The 24,383-nt window shown below is 70.6% G+C and carries 23 protein-coding genes; 12 read left to right on the plus strand and 11 right to left on the minus strand.

Annotation, left to right across the window (positions count from 1 at the left end):
• Nucleotides 1-3 precede the first annotated feature (3 nt).
• Together ACT1U9_RS11460 and ACT1U9_RS11465 are read right to left on the minus strand one after the other, a co-directional pair.
• A complete protein-coding gene (locus tag ACT1U9_RS11460) occupies nucleotides 4-1,221 on the minus strand; it encodes a cytidylyltransferase domain-containing protein (protein ID WP_444538231.1) in 1,218 nt (405 codons plus the stop codon).
• 23 nt (nucleotides 1,222-1,244) lie between these two features.
• Nucleotides 1,245-2,576, minus strand: coding sequence for a DUF6716 putative glycosyltransferase (locus ACT1U9_RS11465; RefSeq protein WP_444538232.1), 1,332 nt, complete (start codon nucleotides 2,574-2,576; stop codon nucleotides 1,245-1,247).
• Between the two features lie 187 nt (nucleotides 2,577-2,763).
• Here ACT1U9_RS11465 and ACT1U9_RS11470 point away from each other — a divergent pair, with 187 nt between their 5' ends.
• Genes ACT1U9_RS11470 through ACT1U9_RS11480 form a run of 3 tightly spaced genes read left to right on the plus strand, consistent with a single transcriptional unit; the run spans nucleotide 2,764 to nucleotide 5,405 of the window.
• Nucleotides 2,764-3,768 carry a glycosyltransferase family 2 protein gene (locus tag ACT1U9_RS11470; RefSeq protein WP_444538233.1) on the plus strand — a complete coding sequence of 335 codons (1,005 nt, stop codon included), beginning with the start codon at nucleotides 2,764-2,766 and terminating at the stop codon, nucleotides 3,766-3,768.
• A complete protein-coding gene (locus ACT1U9_RS11475; RefSeq protein ID WP_444538234.1) occupies nucleotides 3,768-5,087 on the plus strand; it encodes a polysialyltransferase family glycosyltransferase in 1,320 nt (439 codons plus the stop codon). The genes ACT1U9_RS11470 and ACT1U9_RS11475 overlap by 1 nt, the downstream gene beginning before the upstream one ends.
• Nucleotides 5,088-5,132: 45 nt before the next feature.
• Nucleotides 5,133-5,405 carry a type II toxin-antitoxin system Phd/YefM family antitoxin gene (locus ACT1U9_RS11480; RefSeq protein ID WP_444538235.1) on the plus strand — a complete coding sequence of 91 codons (273 nt, stop codon included), beginning with the start codon at nucleotides 5,133-5,135 and terminating at the stop codon, nucleotides 5,403-5,405.
• A gap of 91 nt (nucleotides 5,406-5,496) precedes the next feature.
• Here ACT1U9_RS11480 and ACT1U9_RS11485 read toward each other — a convergent pair whose 3' ends face one another.
• Nucleotides 5,497-6,987, minus strand: coding sequence for an FAD-dependent monooxygenase (locus ACT1U9_RS11485; protein ID WP_444538236.1), 1,491 nt, complete (start codon nucleotides 6,985-6,987; stop codon nucleotides 5,497-5,499).
• 37 nt (nucleotides 6,988-7,024) lie between these two features.
• Between ACT1U9_RS11485 and ACT1U9_RS11490 the strand changes: the two genes are divergently transcribed.
• The gene (locus ACT1U9_RS11490) at nucleotides 7,025-7,660 is read left to right on the plus strand and encodes a TetR/AcrR family transcriptional regulator C-terminal domain-containing protein (RefSeq protein ID WP_444538237.1); all 636 of its coding nucleotides are present in this window, start codon (nucleotides 7,025-7,027) and stop codon (nucleotides 7,658-7,660) included.
• 131 nt (nucleotides 7,661-7,791) lie between these two features.
• Here ACT1U9_RS11490 and ACT1U9_RS11495 read toward each other — a convergent pair whose 3' ends face one another.
• On the minus strand, nucleotides 7,792-9,390 hold the full coding sequence (locus tag ACT1U9_RS11495) for an acyl-CoA mutase large subunit family protein (protein WP_444538238.1): 1,599 nt from the start codon (nucleotides 9,388-9,390) through the stop codon (nucleotides 7,792-7,794).
• Between the two features lie 93 nt (nucleotides 9,391-9,483).
• Between ACT1U9_RS11495 and ACT1U9_RS11500 the strand changes: the two genes are divergently transcribed.
• Nucleotides 9,484-10,347, plus strand: a complete 864-nt coding sequence (locus ACT1U9_RS11500; RefSeq protein ID WP_444538239.1) for a L,D-transpeptidase family protein — start codon at nucleotides 9,484-9,486, stop codon at nucleotides 10,345-10,347.
• 207 nt (nucleotides 10,348-10,554) lie between these two features.
• Here ACT1U9_RS11500 and ACT1U9_RS11505 read toward each other — a convergent pair whose 3' ends face one another.
• From ACT1U9_RS11505 to ACT1U9_RS11520, 4 genes are all read right to left on the minus strand, one after another.
• Nucleotides 10,555-11,733, minus strand: a complete 1,179-nt coding sequence (locus ACT1U9_RS11505; RefSeq protein WP_444538240.1) for a hypothetical protein — start codon at nucleotides 11,731-11,733, stop codon at nucleotides 10,555-10,557.
• Nucleotides 11,733-12,371, minus strand: a complete 639-nt coding sequence (locus tag ACT1U9_RS11510) for an RNA polymerase sigma factor (protein ID WP_444538241.1) — start codon at nucleotides 12,369-12,371, stop codon at nucleotides 11,733-11,735. Before ACT1U9_RS11510 ends, ACT1U9_RS11505 begins: the two co-directional genes overlap by 1 nt.
• Before the next feature lie 292 nt (nucleotides 12,372-12,663).
• A complete protein-coding gene (locus tag ACT1U9_RS11515; protein WP_444538242.1) occupies nucleotides 12,664-13,251 on the minus strand; it encodes an RNA polymerase sigma factor in 588 nt (195 codons plus the stop codon).
• Between the two features lie 73 nt (nucleotides 13,252-13,324).
• Nucleotides 13,325-14,965, minus strand: a complete 1,641-nt coding sequence (locus tag ACT1U9_RS11520) for a beta-N-acetylhexosaminidase (RefSeq protein ID WP_444538243.1) — start codon at nucleotides 14,963-14,965, stop codon at nucleotides 13,325-13,327.
• A gap of 349 nt (nucleotides 14,966-15,314) precedes the next feature.
• On the opposite strand from ACT1U9_RS11520, the gene ACT1U9_RS11525 reads away from it, so the two are divergent.
• From ACT1U9_RS11525 to ACT1U9_RS11545, 5 genes are all read left to right on the plus strand, one after another.
• Nucleotides 15,315-15,857 (plus strand): 2-oxo-4-hydroxy-4-carboxy-5-ureidoimidazoline decarboxylase, encoded by a 543-nt coding sequence (locus ACT1U9_RS11525; protein ID WP_444538244.1) that lies wholly within the window; start codon nucleotides 15,315-15,317, stop codon nucleotides 15,855-15,857.
• 264 nt (nucleotides 15,858-16,121) lie between these two features.
• Nucleotides 16,122-16,502 (plus strand): succinate dehydrogenase, cytochrome b556 subunit, encoded by a 381-nt coding sequence (gene sdhC / locus ACT1U9_RS11530; protein ID WP_188276263.1) that lies wholly within the window; start codon nucleotides 16,122-16,124, stop codon nucleotides 16,500-16,502.
• Between the two features lie 8 nt (nucleotides 16,503-16,510).
• Complete coding sequence (locus ACT1U9_RS11535; RefSeq protein ID WP_444538245.1) at nucleotides 16,511-16,987, plus strand: succinate dehydrogenase hydrophobic membrane anchor subunit; 477 nt, start codon at nucleotides 16,511-16,513, stop codon at nucleotides 16,985-16,987.
• A 31-nt stretch (nucleotides 16,988-17,018) separates the two neighbouring features.
• On the plus strand, nucleotides 17,019-18,773 hold the full coding sequence (gene sdhA, locus ACT1U9_RS11540; RefSeq protein ID WP_444538246.1) for a succinate dehydrogenase flavoprotein subunit: 1,755 nt from the start codon (nucleotides 17,019-17,021) through the stop codon (nucleotides 18,771-18,773).
• Nucleotides 18,773-19,531: a succinate dehydrogenase iron-sulfur subunit gene (locus ACT1U9_RS11545; protein WP_444538247.1), complete on the plus strand. Its 759-nt coding sequence runs from the start codon at nucleotides 18,773-18,775 to the stop codon at nucleotides 19,529-19,531. The genes sdhA and ACT1U9_RS11545 overlap by 1 nt, the downstream gene beginning before the upstream one ends.
• A gap of 114 nt (nucleotides 19,532-19,645) precedes the next feature.
• Here ACT1U9_RS11545 and ACT1U9_RS11550 read toward each other — a convergent pair whose 3' ends face one another.
• Nucleotides 19,646-20,137 (minus strand): MarR family winged helix-turn-helix transcriptional regulator, encoded by a 492-nt coding sequence (locus tag ACT1U9_RS11550; protein ID WP_444538248.1) that lies wholly within the window; start codon nucleotides 20,135-20,137, stop codon nucleotides 19,646-19,648.
• A 93-nt stretch (nucleotides 20,138-20,230) separates the two neighbouring features.
• On the opposite strand from ACT1U9_RS11550, the gene ACT1U9_RS11555 reads away from it, so the two are divergent.
• Together ACT1U9_RS11555 and ACT1U9_RS11560 are read left to right on the plus strand one after the other, a co-directional pair.
• Nucleotides 20,231-21,475 carry an MFS transporter gene (locus ACT1U9_RS11555; protein ID WP_444538249.1) on the plus strand — a complete coding sequence of 415 codons (1,245 nt, stop codon included), beginning with the start codon at nucleotides 20,231-20,233 and terminating at the stop codon, nucleotides 21,473-21,475.
• A 62-nt stretch (nucleotides 21,476-21,537) separates the two neighbouring features.
• Nucleotides 21,538-22,266 carry a TetR/AcrR family transcriptional regulator gene (locus ACT1U9_RS11560; protein ID WP_444539074.1) on the plus strand — a complete coding sequence of 243 codons (729 nt, stop codon included), beginning with the start codon at nucleotides 21,538-21,540 and terminating at the stop codon, nucleotides 22,264-22,266.
• 115 nt (nucleotides 22,267-22,381) lie between these two features.
• Here ACT1U9_RS11560 and ACT1U9_RS11565 read toward each other — a convergent pair whose 3' ends face one another.
• Both ACT1U9_RS11565 and ACT1U9_RS11570 read right to left on the minus strand, forming a co-directional pair.
• Nucleotides 22,382-23,938, minus strand: a complete 1,557-nt coding sequence (locus ACT1U9_RS11565; protein WP_444538250.1) for an ABC transporter substrate-binding protein — start codon at nucleotides 23,936-23,938, stop codon at nucleotides 22,382-22,384.
• 160 nt (nucleotides 23,939-24,098) lie between these two features.
• Nucleotides 24,099-24,374 carry an SCO4848 family membrane protein gene (locus tag ACT1U9_RS11570; RefSeq protein WP_444538251.1) on the minus strand — a complete coding sequence of 92 codons (276 nt, stop codon included), beginning with the start codon at nucleotides 24,372-24,374 and terminating at the stop codon, nucleotides 24,099-24,101.
• Between the last annotated feature and the right edge of the window lie 9 nt (nucleotides 24,375-24,383).

The following is a 24,383-nucleotide window of genomic DNA, read 5'->3' on the forward strand; positions in this document are numbered from 1 at the left end:
TCCTTACTGGGCGGGGGAGTTGTGGAGCTCAGGGGTGAGGGGAGGGGTGTGGTGGAGCTCGGGTCCGAGGAGCCAGGCGGCGATCTCGCGGATCGCGCCCTCGCCGCCGGGGGTGGCGGTGACCGCGCGCGCCGCGGCGCGTACGGAGTCATGGGCGTCGGCGACCGCGACCGGCCAGCCGACGAGGGAGAAGCAGGGCAGGTCGTTGACGTCGTTGCCCGCGTAGAGCACCCGCGCCGGGTCGATCCCCGCCTCCTCGCACCACTGCTTGAGCGCGAGGTCCTTGCGGTCGATGCCGTGCAACACGGGGATCTTGAGCTTGCGGGCGCGGGCGGCGACCACCGGGTTCTGCTCGGTGGACAGGATCAGCAGCTTCAGCCCGGCGCGGCGCAGGGCCGCGACGCCGAGCCCGTCGCCCCGGTGCACGGCGACGAGTTCGCGGCCCTCGGAGTCGATGAGGACCCGGTCGTCGGTCTGAGTGCCGTCGAAGTCCAGGACGACCGCGTCGACGTCGTCGCGGGCCGGGGTGCGGACCGGGTCGAGCAGCGGTGCGAGCGCCCGGGCGCGGGCGAGGTCGTGCGGGTCGTCGATCTCCAGGACCCGCGCGGGATCGGTGCGTACGAGCGCGGTGCGGCCGAAGAAACGGTGCCGGTGGGTGCGGAAGCCTGCCGCGTCCATGGCGTACGCGGCGCCGGTCTCCAGGAAGTCCTGCGGACGGTCCTGGCGGCGCGGGCGGTACGCCTTGTCGTGGCCCATGCCCTCGCCGCCGCCCTCGTCCGCCGACTCGCGCCAGACGAAGCCGTGGAAGGGGGCGACGGTGACCGCCGTGTCGGCGCCGTCGACGACGACGGCCTCGGCGACGCCCTCGACGTCCTCGTGGCTGAGGAACGGGCTGGTGCACTGGACGAGGAGGACGACCTCGGCGTCCGCGTGGCCTTCGAGCGCGTGCAGCACGGCCGCCTCGCTGGACGCGGTGTCCCCCGCGATGGCGGCGGGCCGCACCACGACGTGGGCGCCGGCCGCCGCGGCCGCCGCCGCGATGCCCGGGTCGTCCGTGGAGACGGCGACGTCCGTGACGTATCGCGCGGCGAGACAGGCCTGTACGGCCCGGACCACCAGCGGGACGCCGCCGACCGGGGCGAGGTTCTTGCCGGGGACCCCCTTGGAGCCGCCCCGGGCGGGGATGACGGCGAGCACCTTGCGGCGCGCGGGCGGGGACACGGGCTGGATCGCAGAGGGCGGGGTCACAGTTCTCCCATCCGGCGGATGACCGGGGCCACGCGCTGGACGCCGTGGCGGTAGGCACCACGGGCCGCGTCCCGTACCGCGTCGCGCACCAGACGGCGTACGCCGGTGGCCTCCGCTTCGGGCGCGGCGCCCGGCAGCGGGGTGCCGTCGGGGGCGAGGTGGTGGCGGGCGAGGAGGCCCGGGAGGTATCCGGGCGCGGTGGCGGGCGTGTAGTAGGGCTGTACGGGCGGGAGTTGGGGGCGGGACAGGAGGTCCGCGATCCGCTCGCGTACGCCGTCGAAAGCCGTCGCGTACGCCTCACCGGGGGCCACGCCCTGCGCCGCGAGCCAGTCGGCGTCGGGGGCGGGGCGGTGTCCGGCGTCCAGCTGGTCCCAGGAGGCGAGGCAGCCGGAGCCGACGAAGTGGTGGTTGCCGAGGGTTTCGCGGACGCCCAGATCGGTGAGGACCGCGGTCGGCACCGAGCGGTGCAGGGATTCGAGCGCGGCGGTCGAGGAGACGGTGACCAGGAGGTCGGTGCGGTCCAGGACCTCGCCCATGTTCCCGTACACCAGACGGAAGTTGGGCGGCAGCTCCAGGGAGCGGGCGAGCTTCTGGTACGGCTGTTCCTCGATGTGCGTGGTGTGCTCGCCGGGCTTGGAGCGCAGCTTGAGCAGCACCTCGCGGCCGGGGTGGCGGCGGGCGTGCCCGACCAGGCGCCGCAGCAGGTACAGCCGGTCGGCGCGGCTCTCCGGCACCGACGGCTGGGCGGCGAACACCACGGTCTCGCGGCCGGGTTCGGGGCGGTACGGCGCGCCGCCCAGGAACGGCAGCGCGGCCTCGGTCACCGCCGACGCGTCGGCGCCCACGCCCTCGTACACCGCGCGGAAACGCTCCGCGTCATGGCGGGAGTTGGCGAGGACGACATCGGCGCCGTGGCGCAGCAGCAGCCCGTCCGCCAGCTTCTCGTAGACGACGCCCACATAGCCGGTGACCAGGACGGGCCTTTTCGTGTGGCCGGGCCATAGCCGGGCGAGGCCGTGCAGCGCCGCCTGGGCCGCGCCGCCGACGAGCGCGAGGACCACCACGTCGTACGGCTCCCGCTCGATCGCCCGCAGGAACGCGGCCATCGTCACTTCGCGCAGCGCCTCCGCGGCGACCCCGACCTCGCCGACCTCGGCGAGCTGGCGGGCGGTGGGCGTGGCCCGGCCGCGCAGCAGGAATCCGCCGATCTCGGGTGCGGGCCCGGCTATGCGGCGGGCGGTGAGGGCACCCCATTTCCACCGGGTGTCGGAATCCGCGACAACGGCGATCCTCAGCGGGGCGTCGGCGGGACGAGTACGTGATGGCACGTCGAAGAAGCTAGGAATCCATTCCGATTGATGGCCCAACTGGACCGCAACAGATGGTTAACAGCGCGACTACTCAAGGGGAAAGAGCCCGCAAAGCGAACCGGTTAACAATCCGGCCGCCCAGTGTTCACCCACCGTCCCTCGCCCGGCCAGTACGAATGACGCGGCGGCACTTAGCGTCACGCGGGTGGTCAAGCTCTCCGTGGTAGTGCCGTTCTACAATGTGCGGACATATGCCCCCGACACCCTGAGAAGTCTGCGCGACAACGCGCGTGACGACTTCGAGTTCCTTCTGGTCGACGACTGCTCGTCGGACGGGACGGCCGAACTGCTCGCCCGCGCCGAGCGCGAGCTGCCGGGGGCGGTGGTCCTCAGACACGAGAAGAACGGCGGCCTCGCCACGGCGCGCAACACCGGCATCGACGCGGCGCGCGGCGAGTACGTCACGTTCCTCGACGGCGACGACTGGCTCGCTCCCGGCTACTACTCACAACTGGTCGCCACCATCGAGGAGTTGGGCTGCGACTTCCTGCGCACCGACCATGTGCAGTGCACCGGCAAGGACCGCACGGTGCAGCGGGTGCCGCACGGGCGGCGCGGCGAGGCGATGAATCCGCGCGACGCGATCCTGCCCACCACCCGCTCCACGTCGGTGGACTACGCGTTCGCCTGGGCCGGGATCTACCACCGCCGCCTGGTCGAACGCGGCCTGCTGCACTTCACGGACGGGCTGCGCACGGCCGAGGACCGGCCGTGGATCTGGCGGCTGCACCGCGAGGCGGAATCGTTCGCGGTGGTGGGTCTGCTCGGCGTCTACTACCGCCGGGGAGTGGCGACTTCTCTCACCCAGATCGGAGACGTACGCCAGCTCGATTTCATCCGGTCATTCGACCAGGTAATCGAGGAAACGGCTCAAGATCCAAATTCCGCGGAACTTCTCCCGAAGGCGGTACGGACGTACTGCGCCATTATTTCCCATCACCTGGGGAACAGCGAAAGGTTCGAACCCGCCGTGGCACGGAAACTGCGGACAATGAGCGCGGGAGCGCTGAAAAGGATGCCGCAGGACGTACTGAACGAGGCGCTGAACGCGATGGACGCGGGCCGCGCCTCCCGGCTGCGGCGGCTGCGCGGCCGCACGGTCTCGATGCCGTCCGCCACCGCCGCCCGGAGCGCGGGGGCCGCTGCCTGATGCGTACGACGCAGATCTTCCTCGCGACCACGCTGTACGGGATGGCGACGCTGGCCGCCGCGATCGACAGCGACTGCTTCGCCCCGGCGGACCGGCGACTGCTGCTGATCAGCAACAACGCGCCGATTCCGGAGACTTCACCGTCGCTCGACACGATGCCGGGCTTCGACCTCCTGCGGGAGCGCTTCGACGGCGTCCTGTCGTGGAACGCCATGATCGCGCCGCTGCACCCGGGCGGCTGGGGGCCGCGCGCCGACGACGTACCGCTGTGGGAGCGGCAGCTGCGGCGCGAGTGGGACCTCGGCGACGACCGCATCGAGCTGGCTGTGGAGTCCATCCAGGTCAACCCGGCGGGCGCGGTCGCCCAGCTCTTCCCGGACGCGCCGCTGCATGTGTACGCGGACGGCCTGATGAGCTACGGCCCCACCCGCAACAAGCTGGACCCGCTGGTGGGTTCACGGGTCCGCCGGGTGCTCCACCTCGACCTGGTGCCGGGCCTGGAGCCGCTGCTCCTGGGCGAGTTCGGCACCCCGGCGGAGGTGATCCCGACGGCGGCGTTCACGAAGGTGGTGAACGAACTGGCGGTGGAATCAGGAGAGTTGGAGGTCCCGGAGGGCGCGGCCCTGCTCCTCGGCCAGTACCTCGCCGCGCTCTCGATCCTCACCGAGGCGGAGGAGGAAGAGCTCCACATCAGCATGCTGAAGGGGGCGGCCGGGCGGGGCCACCGCCGGATCGTCTTCAAGCCGCACCCGTCGGCCCCGCCCGCGTGGTCGCGCTCGCTGCGCACCGAGGCGGAGAAGCTGGACGTCGAACTGACCATCCTGGACAGCCCGTTGCTGGCCGAGGTGCTGTACGAGCGGATCGGCCCCGGGCTGGTGGTGGGCTGCTTCTCGACCGCGCTGCTCACGGCGTCGGCGTTCTACGGCATCCCGGCGGCCCGCACCGGCACCGAGCTGCTGCTCGACCGGCTCACGCCGTACCAGAACAGCAACCGGGTGCCGGTGACGCTGGTGGACGCACTGCTGCCACCGCTCACGGGCCCGTCACCCGAGCCCCCGACGGACCTCGCGGCCCTGGTGTCGGCGGTCGGCTACGCGATGCAGTCCGAGATCCGCCCGGACCTGCGCGGCACGGCGGAGCGCTACCTGTCCCACCACCTGACCGACCACACCTGGCGCTACTTCAAACGCCGCCGCCTGACCACCCTCGCCCTCCCCGGCGCGATCCCGTCCCAGCTGGCGTTCATCCCGAGGAACGCGACGGTACGGAAGCTGGCCCGGCGGGCGAGAGCGGTGGCCCGGCGGGCGCGGGCGACATAGCGGCATTACACACCCCACACACCCGCAGGTGTGCACAGTTTTGCCATGGAGACCTATCCGCTCGTAGAGGCACGCAACCAGCTCGGCCAGCTCGTGGGCCGCGTCCGGCACGGTGGCGAACACATCCTGATCAGCGAGTACGGCAAGCCGGCGGCGGCCCTGGTCCCCATAGAGGAACTGGAAGAGCTCGAACGACTCCGGGACCAAGCCGACCTGGCCGAAGCGCGAGCCCGTGACGCGGCGCCGATCGGGCCCGCCATGAGCCACGACGAGTTCATGGCTCAGCTGGAGACCGAGGACCGGCAGGCCGGACTGTGACGTACACAGTGGTGTGGGAGACCCGGGCGATGGACGAGTTCCGCCGCCTGCGTCAGGCTGGTGGAGGACGCCGCCGTATCCGTTCACGTCGTCAAGGTCGGGCGGGTGTCCTGGGCGCGGCACCGCACCGCGCCAAGTACTCCCCCAGCCCCCGGTCCGTCTCCCCCGCCCAGCCGACGTAGCCGTCCGGGCGGATGAGGAACAGGCCGCGGCCGTATGTCTCGTATGCGGTCAGGGTGTGGACGTGGACCAGTTCGCTCCGCACCGCCGGGGGCTCCGTGCCGATGGCGAGGAGGGTGAAGTGGGGGCCGCTGAAGAGGTCGAAGAGGCGGCCCTCGGGGAGTGTGCCGTCGGGGGCTCGGTCGCCCGCTTGCAGGGCTCCGGCCGCGCCCGAGGAGAGCGGGCCGCCCCGGTAGCCGATGCCGAGTTGCTTGACCACGTTGCCGCGCTGGCTGTCCGCGCCGAGCAGGGCCCGGCGGTGCAGCCGGGTGCTGATGCCGAGGACGTCGGCGGCGACGGGCTGGCGCTCCTGCTCGTACGTGTCGAGCAGTTCGGCCGGAGCGCCGTGCCGCAGCACCTGGCCGAGCTTCCAGCCGAGGTTGTAGACGTCCTGGACGCTGGTGTTGAGGCCCTGGGCGCCGGCCGGTGAGTGCACATGGGCGGCGTCCCCGGCGAGGAAGACCCGGCCCACCCGGAACCGCTCGGCCATCGCGGCGCGCGGCCGGAACTCCGAGGCCCAGACGACCTCGGTGATCTCGTCGGCGGCGAGCGGCGTACGGGTCGCTGTCAGCTTCCGTACGCCCTCGGCGGTGGCGTCCGGCACCGCGTCCACGTCCTCGTACTGGGCGATCAGCTGGAACAGCCGAAAGGCGCCCGGCAGCGGGCAGAGCACCACGGGGCCGCTCGGGCCCGACCACACATGCCAGTTGTTCTCGTCGACGAACGCGTCCGGCGCGACGACCACATCGGCCACCAGCATCGGCTTGGGGTCGACCGACTCGCCGTTCATGGCGACGCCCAGCAGCCGGCGCACGGCGGACCTGCCGCCGTCGGCGGCCACCAGATAGCGGGCACGGACCTCGCGGCCGTCCGCGAACCGGGCCGTGACCGCGTCCGCGTCCTGGTCGAACCCGGTCAGCTCGGCGTCGAAGACGACCTCGCCGCCGAGCGCCCTCAACTCCTCGTGCAGCAGCGCCTGGAAGTGCGACTGCCCGATCAGCAGGCCGTTCGCGTACGGGGTCTGCTCGGTGGGCTCCGAGCGCTCCATCATGTCCCACTCGCGCCCGCGCGTGCGGCCGTCCGGGCCCTCCCAGGCGAGCATCCGGGGGTACTCGCGCCCGGCCGCGCGGACCGTGTCCAGGATCCCGAAGTCGTGCAGCACCTCCTGGGTGCGCGGCTGGAGGCCCTTGCCGCGCGAGCCGGGGAAGAGCCGGTCGGACTTCTCGACGAGCAGCGCGGACACGCCCCGGCGCGCGAGGTCCATGGCGAGCACCAGACCGGTGGGCCCGGCACCGCAGATGAGTACGTCGACGTCGGCGGTGGTAGAGCCGCCGAAGACTTCCTTAACACCGTTAAGTCCCATGCCGCGAGGATGCGCTTAACGGTGTTAAATTGTCAAGGTGGCTACGACGAGAATCGACCGCGCGCTGGTCGCCGACACCGCGCTGCGGCTCCTGAACGAGGTGGGCCTCGACGGCCTCACCCTGCGCGCGATCGCCAAGGAGCTCCAGGTCCAGGCACCCGCGCTGTACTGGCACTTCAAGAACAAGCAGGAGCTGCTCGACGAGATGGCGACGGTGATGCACCGCCGCATGGCCGAGGCGGCGGGCGGCGTCCCCGGCCTCGCCCCCGGCGCCACCTGGCAACAGCTCCTCGTCGCCCACAACACCGAGCTGCGCACGATGCTCCTGAGCTACCGCGACGGCGCGAAGGTCTACGGCGGCGCGAGCTTCACCGGCACGGACCACGCCGAGTCCCTGGAGGCGTTCCTCACCCTGATGACCGCCGCGGGCTTCCCCCTCCGCGACGCGGCCCGCGCCGCGATGACCGCGTACGCGTACACGATGGGCTTCGTCTCCGAGGAACAGGGCATGGCCCCCCACCCCATGGACGTCCCCGACCGAGCCAACCGCCTCGCGGCCTACCCCTTGGCGGCAGCGGCGGGCCCCGACCTCTTCGAGTCCTACGAGGAACGCTTCGAGGAGGGGTTGAGGGTCCTGATCGCAGGATTGGAGACGGTGTACGGCCCCGGGTAAGTGCACCCCCTAGGGGCGCGGGGAACTGCGCGACAAGCCCCCACCGGCCCGCAGACGACCGCCCCGCAGGGGCGTTCTAAGGGGCGCGGGGAACTGCGCGACCAGCCCACCGCGGTCCGCAGACGAACACCTCAGAACACCTCGTGCGGAACATAGCTGCCCCACACCTCGCGAAGCGCCCCGCATACCTCCCCCACAGTCGCGCGAGCGGCAAGCGCGGACTTCATGGGGTACAGGACGTTGTCGTCCCCCTCGGCGGCCCGGCGCAGCTCGGTGAGTGCCACCTCCACAGAACGGCCGTCACGCTCGGCCCGCAACCGAGCAAGCCGCGAAGCCTGACGGGCTTCGATAGCCGGGTCGACGCGCAGGGGCGAATAGGGCTCCTCCGCATCGAGCTGAAAGCGATTCACCCCGACCACCACCCGCTCACCACCATCCGTCTCCTGGGCGATCCGATACGCCGACCGCTCGATCTCCCCCTTCTGAAACCCCTGCTCAATCGCGCTCACGGCCCCACCCAGATCCTCCACCCGCCGCATCAACGCAACCGCCGCCGCCTCCACACCATCCGTCATCGCCTCCACCGCGTACGACCCCGCGAACGGATCGACGGTCGCCGTCACATCCGTCTCGTACGCGAGCACCTGCTGCGTACGCAGAGCAAGGCGCGCGGACTTGTCCGTGGGCAGCGCGATGGCCTCGTCGAAGGAGTTGGTGTGCAGCGACTGCGTGCCGCCGAGGACCGCCGCCAGGCCCTGCACGGCGACCCGCACCAGGTTCACCTCGGGCTGCTGCGCGGTGAGTTGCACCCCGGCCGTCTGCGTATGGAAGCGCAGCATCAGCGACTTCGGGTTCCGCGCCCCGAACTCGTCCCGCATCACCCGCGCCCAGATCCGCCGCGCCGCACGGAACTTGGCGACTTCCTCAAGCAGCGTCGTCCGCGCCACGAAGAAGAACGACAGCCGCGGAGCGAAGTCGTCGACGTCCATCCCGGCCGCCACAGCCGTACGTACGTACTCGATCCCGTCCGCCAGCGTGAACGCGATCTCCTGCGCGGGCGAGGCACCCGCCTCCGCCATGTGGTACCCGGAGATCGAGATCGTGTTCCACTTCGGGATCTCCGCTCCGCAGTAGCGGAAGATGTCGGCGGTCAGCCGCAGCGACGGCTTCGGCGGGAAGATGTACGTGCCCCGGGCGATGTACTCCTTGAGCACGTCGTTCTGGATCGTGCCCGTCAACTGCCCCGCCGATACGCCCTGTTCCTCCGCCACCAGCTGGTACATCAGCAACAGCAGCGCGGCGGGCGCGTTGATCGTCATCGAGGTGGAGACCCGGTCGAGCGGGATGCCGTCGAAGAGCACCCGCATGTCGTCGACCGAGTCGATCGCCACGCCCACCTTGCCGACCTCGCCGTGCGCGAGCGGCGCGTCGCTGTCGTGGCCCATCTGGGTGGGCAGGTCGAAGGCGACGGAGAGGCCCGTCGTGCCGTGGGCGATCAGCTGCCGGTAGCGCGCGTTGGACTCGGCCGCCGTGCCGAACCCGGCGTACTGCCGCATCGTCCACGGCCGCCCGGTGTACATCGTCGGGTACACGCCCCGCGTGAACGGGTACGCCCCCGGCTCGCCGAGCCGGTCCGACGGATCCCAGCCGTCCAGCGCGTCCGGCCCGTACACCGCCTCGATGGGCAGCCCGCTCTCGGTGCGCCGGGCATCCTCGGCGTCGCGCGCCATGTGCTCGCCTCGCTTTCCTCGCGGCTTCTCTGCAACCGTTCGGCCCGCGTAAGAGTCTCTGGGGTGTACCAGAGACTCAATAGGGGGGCGACGATGCGCCGGATCCATCTCACCACTGTCATAGCCAGGACGCTCGCCGCGGCGACCGTGCTCACGGTCACAGCCGCCTGCGGCGCCGGCACGGACAAGGCCGCGGTGGGGGTCGCACCGACGACACCGGCGGCGTCCGCGCCCTCCGCGGCCACGGCCGACGACACCACCAACGACAACAAGGCCGACGGCGCCGCGAGCCCGGCCGCCGCCTCCTGGGCGAAGACGCCCGGCAAGGTCCTGCTGGCGAGCGGCGCCAAGGGCGACCAGGTCAAGGACCTCCAGGCCCGGCTCGCCCAGGTCGGCTGGTTCGACGACACGCCCTCCGGTACGTACGGCAGTGTCACCGCCGCAGCCGTCAAGGGCTTCCAGGACAAGCGACAACTCCCCGCCACCGGCTCCATGGACACCGCGACCTGGCAGAAGCTGTCCGCGATGACGACCAAGCCGACCCGCGAAGAGCTCGCCGGGACGACGGTCGTCAAGCAGAAGACCAAGCTGGACAAGCGCTGTATGACCGGCCGCGTGCTGTGCATCAGCAAGACCACCCGCACGCTCAACTGGGTGGTGAACGGCAAGGTCCTCTCCTCGATGGACGTGCGCTTCGGCTCGCAGTACACGCCGACCCGCGAGGGCACCTTCAAGGTGTTCCTGAAGAGCAAGGACCACGTCTCGACGATCTACCACACGTCCATGCCGTACGCGATGTTCTTCAGCGGCGGCCAGGCCGTGCACTACTCGTCGGACTTCGCCAAGCGCGGCTACGCGGGCGCCTCGCACGGCTGCGTCAACGTGCGCGACAAGAAGAAGATCGCCGCGCTCTTCGACCAGGTGAAGATCAACGACAAGGTCGTCATCTACTGGTGAGCCCGAGTTGAGCCCTGAGAAAGACCGAGCCCCCACCGGATCACCGGTGGGGGCTCGGTCGTACGGGAGAGGGCGCGGGCGGGATCGGGGGAACGTGTCCCGCCCGCGCCATTCGCGCCGAGCCGTGGGTACGGGGGGAACCCCGGCTCTGTGCGCCGCCGATGACCAGTCGGCTCACTTCTTACTGCGCCGCCGGGCCGAAAAGTGTCACACCCAGCGATCGAGGCCGCCGTCGAGCCGTCGATCGGCGGTTCGCGCGGCGGTGTCCGGGGTCGGCTGCGGGTACGCGGCGGCGCTCGTCCGGTACGCCGACGACAGCACGGGGACCGCCGTCGGCAGGCTCGGCGAGGCGTCCGCGCCGCCCGGCACGACGGGCGGCCACGGGTTCGCCGAGGGCACGCTGCTCCAGCTCACGGTGGGCAGCTTCATGACCTGGCCGTCACGTCCGCCGAGTCCGCCGTCCGCGCCGCCGGGGGCCCAATGGCCGTCCCCCTTGTCGTCGCCGGAGCCGCCCTGGCCATCGGAGTCGCCCTTGCCGCCGCCCTTGCCGCCCGAGTCGCCCTTGCCACCGGAGCCGCCGGAGCCCTTCTTGGTGGCCTTGTCCGCCTCGTCGATCACCCGGTCGCAGAGCCGCTTCACATTGGCGGCGCCCTGAGCGGCGTTTTCCAGCCAGTGCCGACGCGTCTGGTCGAGCCGGTCCGAGCGGTAGTCGCGGCACGCCTCGACAGTCTTGGCGGCCCAGTCGGCGGCGGGCACATCGCCCTTGGTCGCCGGGTCGGGCGTGGCCGACGGGTGGCTGTCCGTACCGCCGGACGCGCTGGCGCTCGGCGAGCCGGGCCCGCCCGAGGGCGTACGGCTCGGCGACGGCGACTTCGGGGTGCGCGACTGGCCCGTGCTCGCGGGCGAGTCCGAGGAGATGGGCCCGGGGGTCGCGGCGCCCGAGACCGACGAGACGGGCTCGGGGTCGGCGGTGCCGAGCCCGGGCAGCACACCGGTCCCGGCGGCCACGGCCACCCCGCCGAGCGCGCACCCGGCCAGCGCCGCGGCCAGGCCGAAGCGGACGGGCCGCAGCCGGCGGCCGCGCGCGGGCTCGCGGGACTTCCCGGAGCTGCGGCCGACCCGTACGACGCTGTCGGCCACGGCTGCGGTGGGCGCGGCGGCGCTCTGCGCGCGCGCCTGCCTAAAGGCGGCCAGCGCGGCCGCCTCACCGGGGAGTTCACGGGCGGGCGAGGCGGGCGCGGTCTCCGGATGCGCGATCGCGCGCAGCACCGCGGAGAGCCGTTCGGCCTGCTCGCGTGCGTGATCGTCGACGGGTACGACCGGTTCGCCGCGGAGCAGCCGCTCCGCGGCGTCCTCGTCCAGCCACTCGTGGCGCTCGTCGGCCATCACATGTCCTTCTGCGTCGGCGCGCCCGATTGCGTCACACCGCACGACCGATTGCGTTGCGGCGGCACACCACCGAGATCCGGGCCGTTGTCCGAGCCGAGCAGCTCGGCCAGCCTCTTGAGGCCGCGATGGGCGGCCGTGCGCACCGCGCCGGGCCGCTTGCCCAGCGTCTCGGCCGCGCTCTTCGCGTCGAGCCCGACCACCACCCGCAGCACCACGGCCTCGGCCTGGTCCTGCGGCAGTTGCGCGATGAGCGCCATCGTACGTCCCGTGGTGAGGGACTCGATCGCCTCGCCGGCGGTGTCCGAGTCGGCGGCGCGGCCGGTCAGCTCGGTCTCGTCGCCGCCGACGGCGGGGCGCCGGCCCCGCATGCGTATGTGGTCGAGCGCCCGGTTGCGCGCGATGGTGGCGGCCCAGCCCCGGAAGCGGTCCGCGTCGCCGCTGAACCGCTCGATGTCCCGCGCTATCTGGAGCCACGCCTCGGAGGTCACGTCCTCGGCGTCGGCCTCGCCCACGAGTGTGCGGGTGTAGCCGAGCAGCCTCGGGTGCACCGCGCGGTACACGGCACGGAACGCGTTCTCGTCGCCGTCCTGTGCCGCGAGTATCGCGGTGGTCAGCTCCGCGTCTTCCCCCTGCACTCTCCGCACCCTGCCCTGGTGTCGCAGCCGGTCCCGCTGCCGCGCCGAGCGGCGCGAAGGAGCACGCTACGGCCTGTACGGCGGTTAAGTCCATTACTTGTACAACCCGCAACAATTCACTGACACAGCGCGGTGTGACAGAAACCGCAGCGTTGGCGCTGAGAGGAGTACGGGGTCGCCACACGGCCCCGACAGAAGGCGACCGGGGCCTCTCCTGTGGGGGGTGGCGGCCCCGGTCGTCCTCCCTGACTCTCTGCTCCCGCTCGCGGGGCGCCCGTTCACGACGGGACCGTCATGAGTCCTCCTCCGTCAGCCGCACCGCGAGGCGGCGCAGCCCCCGGTGTGCGGCCGTGCGGACCGACCCCGGGCGTTTGCCGAGGACCCTTCCCGCCGCGGCGCCGTCGAGTCCGGCCACCACCCGCAGCAGCACCGCCTCCGCCTGTTCGCGCGGCAGCGTGGCGATCACCTCCAGGACCCAGCTCGTCGCCAGCGCCTCCAGGGCCGCCTCGGCCGTGTCCTGGCCGCCGGGGAGTTCCAGGGCCTCCTGGTCGAGCGGTACGCCCCGGGGTCTTCGGCGCTGGCGGCGCAGATGGTCCATGGCGCGGTGGCGGGCGATGGTCGCGCTCCAGCCCCGGAACCCGGCCCCGTCGCCCCGGAAGCGCGCCAGATCACGGGCTATCTCCAGCCACGCCTCGGACATCACGTCCTCGGCGTCGGCCCCCACCAGACCGCGTACGTACGCGAGCAGCCCCGGGTGAACGAGCCGGTAGGCGACCGCGAAGGCCCGCTCGTCCCCCTCCTGGGCACGCGCGACGGCCGCTCCGAGCTCCGCGTCGTCGCTCCGGTTCCGGCCACGGCGCTGGTCCCCACCCCTGCCCATGGTCTGTTCTGCGCGCGGGGGCGCGGAAGTGTCACTTCCGCGCCCCCGGAACTCCGCGCGCCCGGAACCGCGTTCAGCCCAGCTTGTCCGCGAGCTCCTTGAACGCCTCCCACTCCAGGGCGGGCGTACGCGGATCCCAGAGCTTCTGGGCAAGGGCCCGCAGCGGCATCCGGATGCCCTTGGCCACCTGGTCCTGGGTCTGCGCGTCGGCGTAGTCGCACCACACCGCGAGCCGGGCGCCCAGGATCTGGTCCGAGTAGCGCGCGGGCACCGGCGCGGTGCCGCGCAGCACCAGCGGGGTCCACTCCTGGTAGATGCGGCGGCCGGTCGGGTACTTGAAGTCGTTGGGCTCGCCGAGCACGTAGTACAGGTACTCGTCGTTGAGGTTGACCGTCTTGCGGCCCTCGGCCAGATACTCCTCGGGCGGGCGCGCGCCCAGCTCCTTGCCGGTCCAGTACTCGACCTCGCGGGCCGGGTCGGGGGCGACATGCGTGCCCTTGAAGTAGCCGTCGTTCCACGCCTTGAACGTCTTGCCGAACGGCCGCAGCGTCGCCGCCCGGTCGTTCAGCCAGCCGGTCGCGAGGTCCTGTATGTCGCCGTTGGCGCCGTACTTGGCGTGCGCGGCGGCGGCCAGGCCCGGATAGGCGGCCTCCGGGTCCTTGGCCATCAGGGCCAGGTACTCGTCGCCGCCGAGGTGCCAGTACGCGCCCGGGAAGAGGTCCGCGTACTCGCGCAGCAGATCGTCGACGAGCTTCGCCGCGTCCGGGTTGGCGATGTCGACGGCGCCCTTGGTGACCTTGCCGGTGGCGTCCTTCAACTGCAGATCGGGGTGCGCCTTGAGAACCGCGCCGAGGTGCCCCGGCGAGTCGATCTCCGGGACCACCTCGATGTGCAGACGGCGGGCGAGCGCCACGATCCGCTCGACCTCGCGCTTGCTGAGGTGGTCGCGGGAGACGACCTCGGGGTGCGAGGCGGACTCGATGCGGAAGCCCTGGTCGTCGGAGAAGTGCAGCCCCAGCTGGTTCATCTTGAGGTCGGCCATCTCGCGCAGCCGGGCCTCTATCCAGGCCGCGGTGAACGGCTTGCGCGCGATGTCGAGGTTGAGCCCCCGCTGCGGGCGGTCGGGCTTGTCCTCGACGGTGCCCTCGGGCATCACCCCGCCGCCGCGCAGCGCCTGCTTGAGGGTGCGGGTGCCGTAGAAGACCCCGGCCTCGTCGGGCCCGGTGATCTTCACCGTACGGTCGCGGGCGGTCAGCGTGTACGACTCGGGGGCGGCCTGCTTGGTGGGGTTCAGGGCCAGCTCTATGTCCCCGGCGCGCGGCGCCGCGCCCTGCGCGTACTCCGCGTCCAGCTCCCCGGCGAGCAGCTGCCCCTCGTCGGACAGGGCCTCGCTGCCGGTGGCCACGACCACGCGGGTGGTCGCGACGGGCCGGAAACCGGGGCCGCGCGCGGGCTCGTGCCGGGCCACGGCGGGGATGGTGCGGGGCGGCGAGGAGAGCGGGTAGATCTGGGTGGGCGAGGCGGTCGCGCCCGGCTTGGCATCGACGCGCCCGCCGTGGCCGCCATGGGTGTCGTCCTCGGGCCAGACCACCACGGTGAGCGCGAGGGCGGCGGCCGCCGCCACGGCGACGCGTGCCACCAGGGCGCCCCGGGATATCCGGGTCGTCCGGTCACCCCGGGCGCCATCGGCGCCGGCACTCCTGGACTGCGACATCACTCAGAATCCTCCCATACGGGAACAAGTCCGGCGAAAGCGAGCGAAAGTAGCCCGGAGGCGTCCACTATGCGCACCTCACCCCGCACGTCCGGGTGAAATTCGCGCATCCGTCGGGCACCCCCCACCTCGCGTCGATAGCGTGGCGGCACTCCCACCTCTGCTTCCCCTCCCGCCTCTGCGTCGTCTCCCCGGCGGCGTGCGTATGAAGCCGCCGTTCCCCCCGTACGTTCCTCCAGCACGTCGCCCGCTCTAGGAGCCCACGCTGTCCAGCGAATCCCACGCCGGCCCCCGGAAGCGACCTTCGCCACTTCATCACACTCCCCGCCCCACACCTCGTCCGGCCACAGTGGGGCAATCTCATGCGAACTCGGCCATTCCGGGCCCGTACGAGTCCCTGGCCGATGGACTCCGGCGCCTCAACCATGCCCCGGCGGCGGCCGCCGAAGCCGCGCTGCTCGCCTGCTGTGCCAGCCGCCGCTGGGCGTTGCGGCTGACCGTCCACCGGCCCTACCCGGACCTGGACGCGCTGCTCGCCGCCGCCGACGAGGCCAGCTACGACCTCTCCCCCGGCGACCTCGCCGAGGCGCTCGCCGACGAGCGCTCGCCCGGGCTGCACCCCACGGCCCCGCAGTCGGCGCACACCGCGCTGCGGGCCGCGCACGCCGCGTACGAGAGCAGGTTCAAGTACGCCTTCGTGATCTGCCTGGAGGGGCTGCGGCCCACCGAGCACCTCAACCAGATGCTCGCGGGGATCCGGGTGCGGATGACCAACGAACGCGAGGAGGAGTCCGCCATCGCCGCCGAGGAGTTGCGCCGACTCGCCCGGGCCCGACTCGCTCATCTCGTGGCCGGCCACCCGGAGACGGATACCGCGATCGCCGTCCGATGAGGTTCCGCTGGAAGCGCGGATATCCGGCTGCGGACCGTGCGTGGCCGGTCGCGCAGTTCCCCGCGCCCCTCAGGGGCCGCACCACGCCCGTCGGATAGCCCGTCCGTGGCTGTTTGATTGCCTGTTTGATCACACCTGTGGACCCCGCGCGAACGAACCGACATCTCGTCGCTACGATGACCGGGGCCGGTGGACCGTACCCGGCCGGGTCAGACCGACAGTCAAGCCGGCCGGCCCTAGTCCCCGCTCCCGGAGGGTTTTTCCGTGCCGGCTGGAACGCTGTACCGCGGCCGGGAAGGCATGTGGTCGTGGGTGGCTCATCGAGTCACCGGTGTCCTCATCTTCTTCTTCCTGTTCGTCCATGTCCTCGACACCGCACTCGTGCGTGTCTCCCCCGAGGACTACGACAAGGTCGTCGCTACCTACAAGACGCCCATCGTGGCGCTTTTGGAGTACGGCCTCGTCGCCGCCATCCTCTTCCACGCGCTCAACGGTCTCCGCATCATCGCGGTCGACTTCTGGGCCAAGGGCCCCCGCTACCAGAAGCAGATGCTGTGGTCCGTCGTGGGCATCTGGGTCGTTCTGATGATCGGCGCGCTGTACCCCGTGCTCGGTCACGCCGCCCGTGAACTGTTCGGGAGCTGAGGACTGACATGTCTGCCGAAACCACTTCCGCGATCGGCGAGGTCGAGGGCGCGAGCCTGTACGACGCCGACAACCCGGCGCCGCTCATCGAGGCCCCGCGTCAGCGGACCAAGAAGACGCCGAAGTCGACGCGCACCAACTTCGAGCTGTACGGCTGGCTGTTCATGCGGCTGTCCGGTGTCGTCCTGGTCGTCCTGGTCGTCACCCACCTCTGCATCCAGCTGGTGCTCGACGGCGGCGTCTCCAAGATCGGCTTCGCCTTCGTGGCGGGCCGCTGGGCGAACCCCTTCTGGCAGGTCTGGGACCTGGCCATGCTGTGGCTCGCGATGCTGCACGGCGCCAACGGCCTGCGCACGGTCATCAACGACTACGCGCAGCGGGACAACACCCGCTTCTGGCTGAAGATGCTGCTCTACACCGCCACGGTGTTCACCGTCCTGCTGGGCACGCTGGTGATCTTCACCTTCGACCCGAACATCCGCTAGGCCACGGGCTGAGGGACTGAGGAATTCACTGATGAAGATCCACAAGTACGACACCGTCATCGTCGGCGCCGGTGGCGCCGGTATGCGCGCCGCCATCGAGGCGACGAAGCGCAGCCGCACCGCCGTGCTGACGAAGCTCTACCCCACGCGTTCCCACACGGGCGCGGCGCAGGGCGGCATGGCCGCCGCGCTCGCCAACGTGGAGGAGGACAACTGGGAGTGGCACACCTTCGACACGATCAAGGGCGGTGACTACCTGGTCGACCAGGACGCCGCCGAGATCCTGGCGAAGGAGGCCATCGACGCCGTTCTCGACCTGGAGAAGATGGGCCTGCCGTTCAACCGGACGCCCGCCGGCGAGATCGACCAGCGCCGCTTCGGCGGCCACTCCCGCAACCACGGCGAGGCCCCGGTCCGCCGTGCCTGCTACGCGGCCGACCGCACCGGCCACATGATCCTCCAGACGCTGTACCAGAACTGCGTCAAGGAGGGCGTGGAGTTCTTCAACGAGTTCTACGTGCTCGACCAGCTCATCACCGAGGTCGACGGCGTCAAGACGTCCGCCGGTGTGGTGGCGTACGAGCTCGCGACCGGCGAGATCCACGTCTTCCAGGCGAAGTCGGTCATCTACGCGTCCGGCGGCACCGGCAAGTTCTTCAAGGTGACCTCCAACGCGCACACCCTGACCGGTGACGGCCAGGCCGCCTGCTACCGCCGCGGTCTGCCCCTGGAGGACATGGAGTTCTTCCAGTTCCACCCGACGGGCATCTGGCGCATGGGCATCCTGCTGACGGAGGGCGCCCGCGGTGAGGGCGGCATCCTCCGCAACAAGGACGGCGAGCGCTTCATGGAGAAGTACGCGCCGGTCATGAAGGACCTCGCGTCCCGTGACGTCGTGTCCCGCTCCATCTACACGGAGATCCGTGAGGGCCGCGGCTGCGGTCCCGAGGGCGACCACGTCTACCTCGACCTCACGCACCTCCCGCCGGAGCAGCTGGACGCCAAGCTCCCGGACATCACCGAGTTCGCGCGTACGTACCTGGGCATCGAGCCCTACACGGACCCGATCCCGATCCAGCCCACCGCGCACTACGCCATGGGCGGCATCCCGACCAACGTCGAGGGTGAGGTCCTCTCGGACAACACCACCGTCGTCCCGGGCCTGTACGCGGCCGGCGAGGTCGCCTGTGTCTCCGTGCACGGCGCCAACCGCCTGGGCACCAACTCGCTGCTCGACATCAACGTGTTCGGGCGCCGGGCGGGCATCGCGGCCGCCGAGTACTCGGCCAAGGCCGACTACGTCGAGCTGCCGGAGAACCCGGCCGAGCTGGTCGAGAACCAGGTCAAGAACCTGCTCTCGTCCACCGGCACCGAGCGGGTCGCGGTCATCCGCAAGGAGCTCCAGGAGACCATGGACGCCAACGTCATGGTCTTCCGCACCGAGCAGACGATCAAGACGGCCGTCGAGAAGATCGCCGAGCTGCGCGAGCGCTACAAGAACGTGTCCGTCCAGGACAAGGGCAAGCGCTTCAACACCGACCTGCTTGAGGCCATCGAGCTGGGCAACCTGCTCGACCTGGCCGAGGTCATGGCCGTGTCGGCCCTGGCGCGCAAGGAGTCCCGCGGCGGTCACTACCGCGAGGACTACCCCAACCGCGACGACGTCAACTTCATGCGCCACACCATGGCGTACCGCGAGGTCGCTGACGGCGGCAAGGACTCGATCCGCCTCGACTACAAGCCCGTCGTCCAGACCCGCTACCAGCCGATGGAGCGTAAGTACTGATGGCCACCCCGACCCTGGACAAGCTTGAGGCGGACTCCACGTCCTCGCACCTCATCACGGTCACCTTCCGGATCCGCCGGTTCAACCCGGAGATCTCGGACGAGGCGACGTGGGAGGACTTCCAGCTGGAGATCGACCCCAAGGAGCGCGTGCTCGACGGTCTCCACAAGATCAAGTGGGACCTGGACGGCTCGCTCACGTTCCGCCGCTCCTGCGCCCACGGCATCTGCGGCTCCGACGCGATGCGGATCAACGGCAAGAACAGGCTCGCCTGCAAGACGCTGATCAAGGACATCAACCCGGAGAAGCCGATCACGGTCGAGGCCATCAAGGGCCTCACGGTCCTCAAGGACCTGGTCGTGGACATGGACCCGTTCTTCCAGGCGTACCGCGATGTGATGCCCTTCCTGATCACCAAGGGCAACGAGCCGACGCGCGAGCGTCTGCAGTCCGCCGAGGACCGCGAGCGCTTCGACGACACGACGAAGTGCATCCTGTGCGCGGCGTGCACGTCCTCGTGCCCCGTGTTCTGGAACGACGGCCAGTACTTCGGCCCGGCGGCGATCGTCAACGCGCACCGCTTCATCTTCGACTCGCGTGACGAGGCGGCGGAGCAGCGCCTGGAGATCCTGAACGACAAGGACGGCGTGTGGCGTTGCCGCACGACGTTCAACTGCACGGACGCGTGCCCGCGAGGCATCGAGGTCACGAAGGCGATCCAGGAAGTGAAGCGCGCGCTGATTACTCGGCGCTTCTGATCTTCCCCGCCGTACGCGTACGAGGCCCCGTTTCCCGCTCCGGGAGGCGGGGCTTTCGCGTACCGCGTGATGGTTCGCCTGCGGGCCGGTGGGGGCTGGTCGCGCAGGTGAGACTCAGCCCGCCTCGGCGACGACCATGATCCGCCGCAGCATGTCGTTGAGAAGCTCCCGCTCGGCGGGGGACAGCGCCCCCAGGACCCGGGACTCCTCGTCCCCGAGCATGTCCATCGCGCCCATCCACGTCGCCCGACCGGACTCGGTCAGTTCGACGTGGACCCTCCGCCGGTCGGTCGTGGAGGGCGTACGACGGACGAACCCACGCCGCTCCAGCGCGTCGAGGCGGCCCGTGACGGACGCGGGCGCGAGATCCAAGTCCGCGGCCAGCTGCGACGGCGTCGCGGTACCCCCACGCCCCGCCAGCTTGTGCAGCGTGTCGAACTCCGGCCGGTCGAGCGCGAAGTCGACCAGGGACTGCTCCCGTACCCGCTTGAGGTGGACGGAGAGCCTCTTCATCCGGGTCACCGCGCCCTCGACGACCGGGTCGAGCCCCGGCAGGACGGGAAGCCACCGCTCCACATGCCCGTCGGTCCAGTCTCTGTGCTCCATGCCTTGATCGTACGTACGCCGGAAGCAACGCAACCCCTTCGGCACAAGATATTTCGTTGACGAATTATTCGGTACCGAAATATATTTCGAGGCATGCCCCCTCTCCCCCACCCCCTGCGCACCCGCTCCTTCCGGCTGCTCTTCATCGGCCGGTCGCTCTCGCTGCTCGGCGACGCCGTCATCCCCCCTGCGCTCGCCCTCGCCGTCTACATGGCGACCGGCTCCACCGGCCAGCTCGCGATCGTGCTCGGCTGCGCGATGGTGCCCAAGCTGCTGCTCCTGCCCTTCGGCGGGGTGGCGGGCGACCGCTTCAACGCCCGTACGGTCGCGCTCACCACCGACCTCGTACGGTGTGCGACGCAGCTCTTCGTCGGCTACGAACTGCTCGGCGGGGACCCGAAGTTGTGGCAGATCGCGCTCGCCGAGGCGATCGGCGGCAGCGCGTCCGCGTTCGCGATGCCCGCGCTCGCGCCGCTGCTCACCGGCACCGTCGACAAGGAGAACCGGCAGCGCGCCAACGCCCTGATGGGGGTGGTCAACAGCGCGACCCGGATCGGCGGCCCGGCGGTCGCGGGCGCGCTCATCCTCACCGCGGGCCCCGGCTGGGCCTTCGTCCTGGACTCCGCGTCGTTCGCGATCAGCGCGGCGCTGCTGAGCGCGATACGGGTGCGCCATGTGCCGCCGGTGCGCCGCTCGCTGGTCGCCGACCTCAAGGAGGGCTGGGGCGAGGTCCGTTCCCGCGACTGGTACTGGACCAGCCTGTTCGCCCACTCCGCCTGGAACGGAGCGGCCGCCGTCCTGATGACGCTCGGCCCGGCCATCGCCTTCAAGGAGTTCGGCGGGAAGACGTTCTGGCTGGTGTTCCTCCAGGCGGGCGCCATCGGGCTGCTGCTCGGCTCGCTGGTCGCCGGGCGCGCCCGGCCGAAGCGGCCCGTCCTCACCGCCAATCTGGGCCTGGCCACCTACGCCCTGCCGCTCACGCTGCTCGCCGTCTCGGCCCCGGCACCGCTCGCCATCGCCGCGTACGGCATCGCCCAGGCGGGCCTCGGCTTCCTCTCGCCGGTCTGGGAGACCTCGGTCCAGTCGGCCATCCCCTCGCACGCCCTGGCCCGCGTCACCTCGTACGACTGGCTGCTCTCACTGGCGGCGGCCCCCGTCGGCTACGCGCTCGCGCCGCTGGCCGCCGACGTCTGGGGTCCCGAAGTCCCGCTCGTCGCGGCCGCATTGGTCGTCGGCGGGGCGTGCCTGGCGACGGCGGCGGTCCCGGGCGTACGCCGGTTCGGGCAGCAGGAGGAGACCCGGGCCGTGCAAGAGGCACCGGTGCTCGCAAAGGGGTGACCTGCGGTATCGCTCACAGGGCGGCCCATTACGCTCGTGCCGTGCCAGCAGAGAACGAGCGTGTGCCCGCCGCGTCCGAGCCCACCCGCAGCGAGCCGGGTCCCGCCAAGGGCGAGCAGACCCGCACCCTGATCCTGGAGACCGCGATGCGGCTGTTCCAGGAACTCGGTTACGACAAGACGACCATGCGGGCCATCGCCAAGGAGGCGGGGGTCTCCGTCGGCAACGCGTACTACTACTTCGACGGCAAAGAGCACCTGATCCAGGGCTTCTACGACCGGATCGCCGCCGAACACCAGGCGGCGGTCCGGGACGTGCTCGACCGCGAGACCGACCTGGAGGCGCGGCTCGCCGGGGTGCTCCGCGTCTGGCTGGACATCGCGGCGCCGTACCACGAGTTCGCCGCGCAGTTCTTCAAGAACGCGGCGGACCCGGACAGCCCGCTCAGCCCGTTCTCTCCCGAGTCCCAGCACGCCCGCGACGCCGCGATCTCCGTACACCGCGAGGTACTGGCCGGAACCAAGACGAAGGTCCCGGCCGAACTCACCCACGTACTCCCTGAGTTGATGTGGCTGTCCCAGATGGGCCTGGTCCTGTACTGGGTCTTCGACCGCTCGGAGAACAGCGAACGCAGCTACCGCCTGGCGGCCCGCGGCGCGAAGCTCACGACGCGGGGTGTGTCGCTGGCGCGTTTCCGCGTGCTGCGCCCACTGGTCCACGAGGTGCACGAGCTGTTCACGGACTTCCTACCGGGAATGGCACAGGCGGCGACGTCCCGAAAGAAGCGCTGAGCGTGCTCGTGGAGTCCGTTGCGGTGCCGGGTCACTTATAGGGGCGCGGGGCTGTGACATTTGCGGCTCCGCCGCGTGGGCGCGACCGGCCCCTACCGGCCCGCACCCGAACACCTCAGATCCACCCGAGCTCCCACAGCCGCCAAACCCCCGTCCCATCGGACAGATACTGCAACCCACTGACACTCCGGTGGGACACCACATAGTCCTTGCCCTGCCACAGCGGAATCAGCGGCACATCTTCCGCGACCTTGTCCTGAAGTGCCTTGAAGTCATCGGCGGTACGCCCCCGGTCGCTGTACTGCTGCGTACGCTGAATGATCTCGTCGACGGACTTGTCCGAGTACCCGGTGTGCAAGCTGTTGCCCGTCCCCACCAGCGGCTGGCTGAAGTTGTCGGGGTCGGGGAAGTCGGCGATCCAGCCCGCCGTGTACGCGTCGTACACACCCGCCGCGTAGTTCTTCTGCATCTTCGGCCAGTCGGACTCGGCGATCAGCTCGACCTTGAAGAGGCCGCCCTTCTCCAGCTGGGCCTTGAGCTGTTCGGCCTCCGCGCCGTTGGCGCCCAGCTTGCGGTACGCCAGCGTGAACTTCACCGGCGTCTGCACCCCCGCCGACCGCAGCAGCGACTTCGCCTTCGCCACGTCGACCTTGGGGTAGGCGTCGAAGAACGCGGTGCTGTGGCCGGTGAAGCCCTGCGGGATCAGCGAGAACAGCGGCTCGACCGTGCCCTGGTAGACCGACGCCGCGAGCGCGGGCCGGTCGATCAGCGTGGCCGCGGCCTCGCGGACCTTGGCCTTCGCGAGCGGGCGCCCGGGGCGGACGTTGAGGTTGAGGTTGCGGGTCTCGGCGCCCGGCGTCTCGCTGATGCGGATGCTCGGGTCGCCGGGCGAGAGCTTGGCGAGCACGGCCGGCGGCATCTCGCGGTGCGCCACCTGCACGTCCCCGGCCTGCCACGCCCGGTTGAGCTGGTCGGACTCGGCGAAGTAGCGCACCTCGACCGGCAGGCCCTTGCGGGTCACCGCGCCCTTGTAGTGCGGGTTCGGTTCGAGGACCGCGCTCTGGCCGCGCTTGTACGTCTTGAGCAGATACGGGCCGGAGCCGACGACGGAGTTGTTCTTGCGCAGCGCCTTGTCCGGATACGTACTGCTGTCGACGATGGACCCGGCGCCCGTCGCGAGCTTCGACGGGAAGGTCGCGTCCTTGGTCTTCAGGTTGAAGGTGACATTGGAGCCGTCGGCCTGGACCGAGCCGATGACGGACAGCAGCGGGGACGGCCCCAGCTCGCTGTTGATCTTCGTCACCCGGTCGAAGGAGAACTTGACGTCCGCCGGCGTGATCTTGCGGCCGGAGGAGAACGTCAGGTCGTCCCGGAGCACGCACTGATACGTCTTCAGCTCCATGCCGATGAACTTGCAGCTGCGCGCGGCGTCCGGCACCGGCTCCGCGGAGCCTGGCCGGAAGGTGAGCAGCGACTGGTACACGTTGCTGTAGAGCGCCCAGGAGCCGGCGTCATAGGCGCCGGCCGGATCGAGCGAGGTGATCACGTCGGTGGTGCCGACCGTGATCGGGTCCTTCTTCTGCTGATCGGACGGCAGCAGCTGCCATCCCCCCACACCGACGACCACCAGGGCCGCACAAACCGCCAGAATCCGCATACGGATCGACCGCATCGACGTGCACTCCTCGGAACGCCCCACCCCTTCAGGCGTGCCGAACCCCCTCGCGCACAGCCTGTGATGGCGCTCACCCAATCACACGGGTTTCACATTCGGAAGAGGAAATCTTCACTGCACAGGTACTCGTTAGCCGCGCGTGACAAGGGGGTCGCGACTAGTCGTTAGCAGCCCGTGACCCCGCCGCGTCCATGCTCTCCGTACGCAGTTGGCGTACGGAACGCAACCCGATGAGGCCGACGGCCGTCCCCAGAAGAAAGGACACGATGGCGAGCGTCAGGTGCACCCAGAAGTACGCGGTGGGGTTGCCGGCGTCGTCGAAGGCGAGCCCGCTGCCGTCCTTCCACAGGTTCTTGACGAAAGTGATCCAGATGATCCAGCTCCATGCTCCGAACACGAGCAGGAACCAGGAGACGGGGCGGTTCAACTTCATGTGGTCAGT

The organism is Streptomyces sp. BR1, assembly GCF_052373795.1.
Taxonomy (GTDB): Bacteria; Actinomycetota; Actinomycetes; order Streptomycetales; family Streptomycetaceae; genus Streptomyces.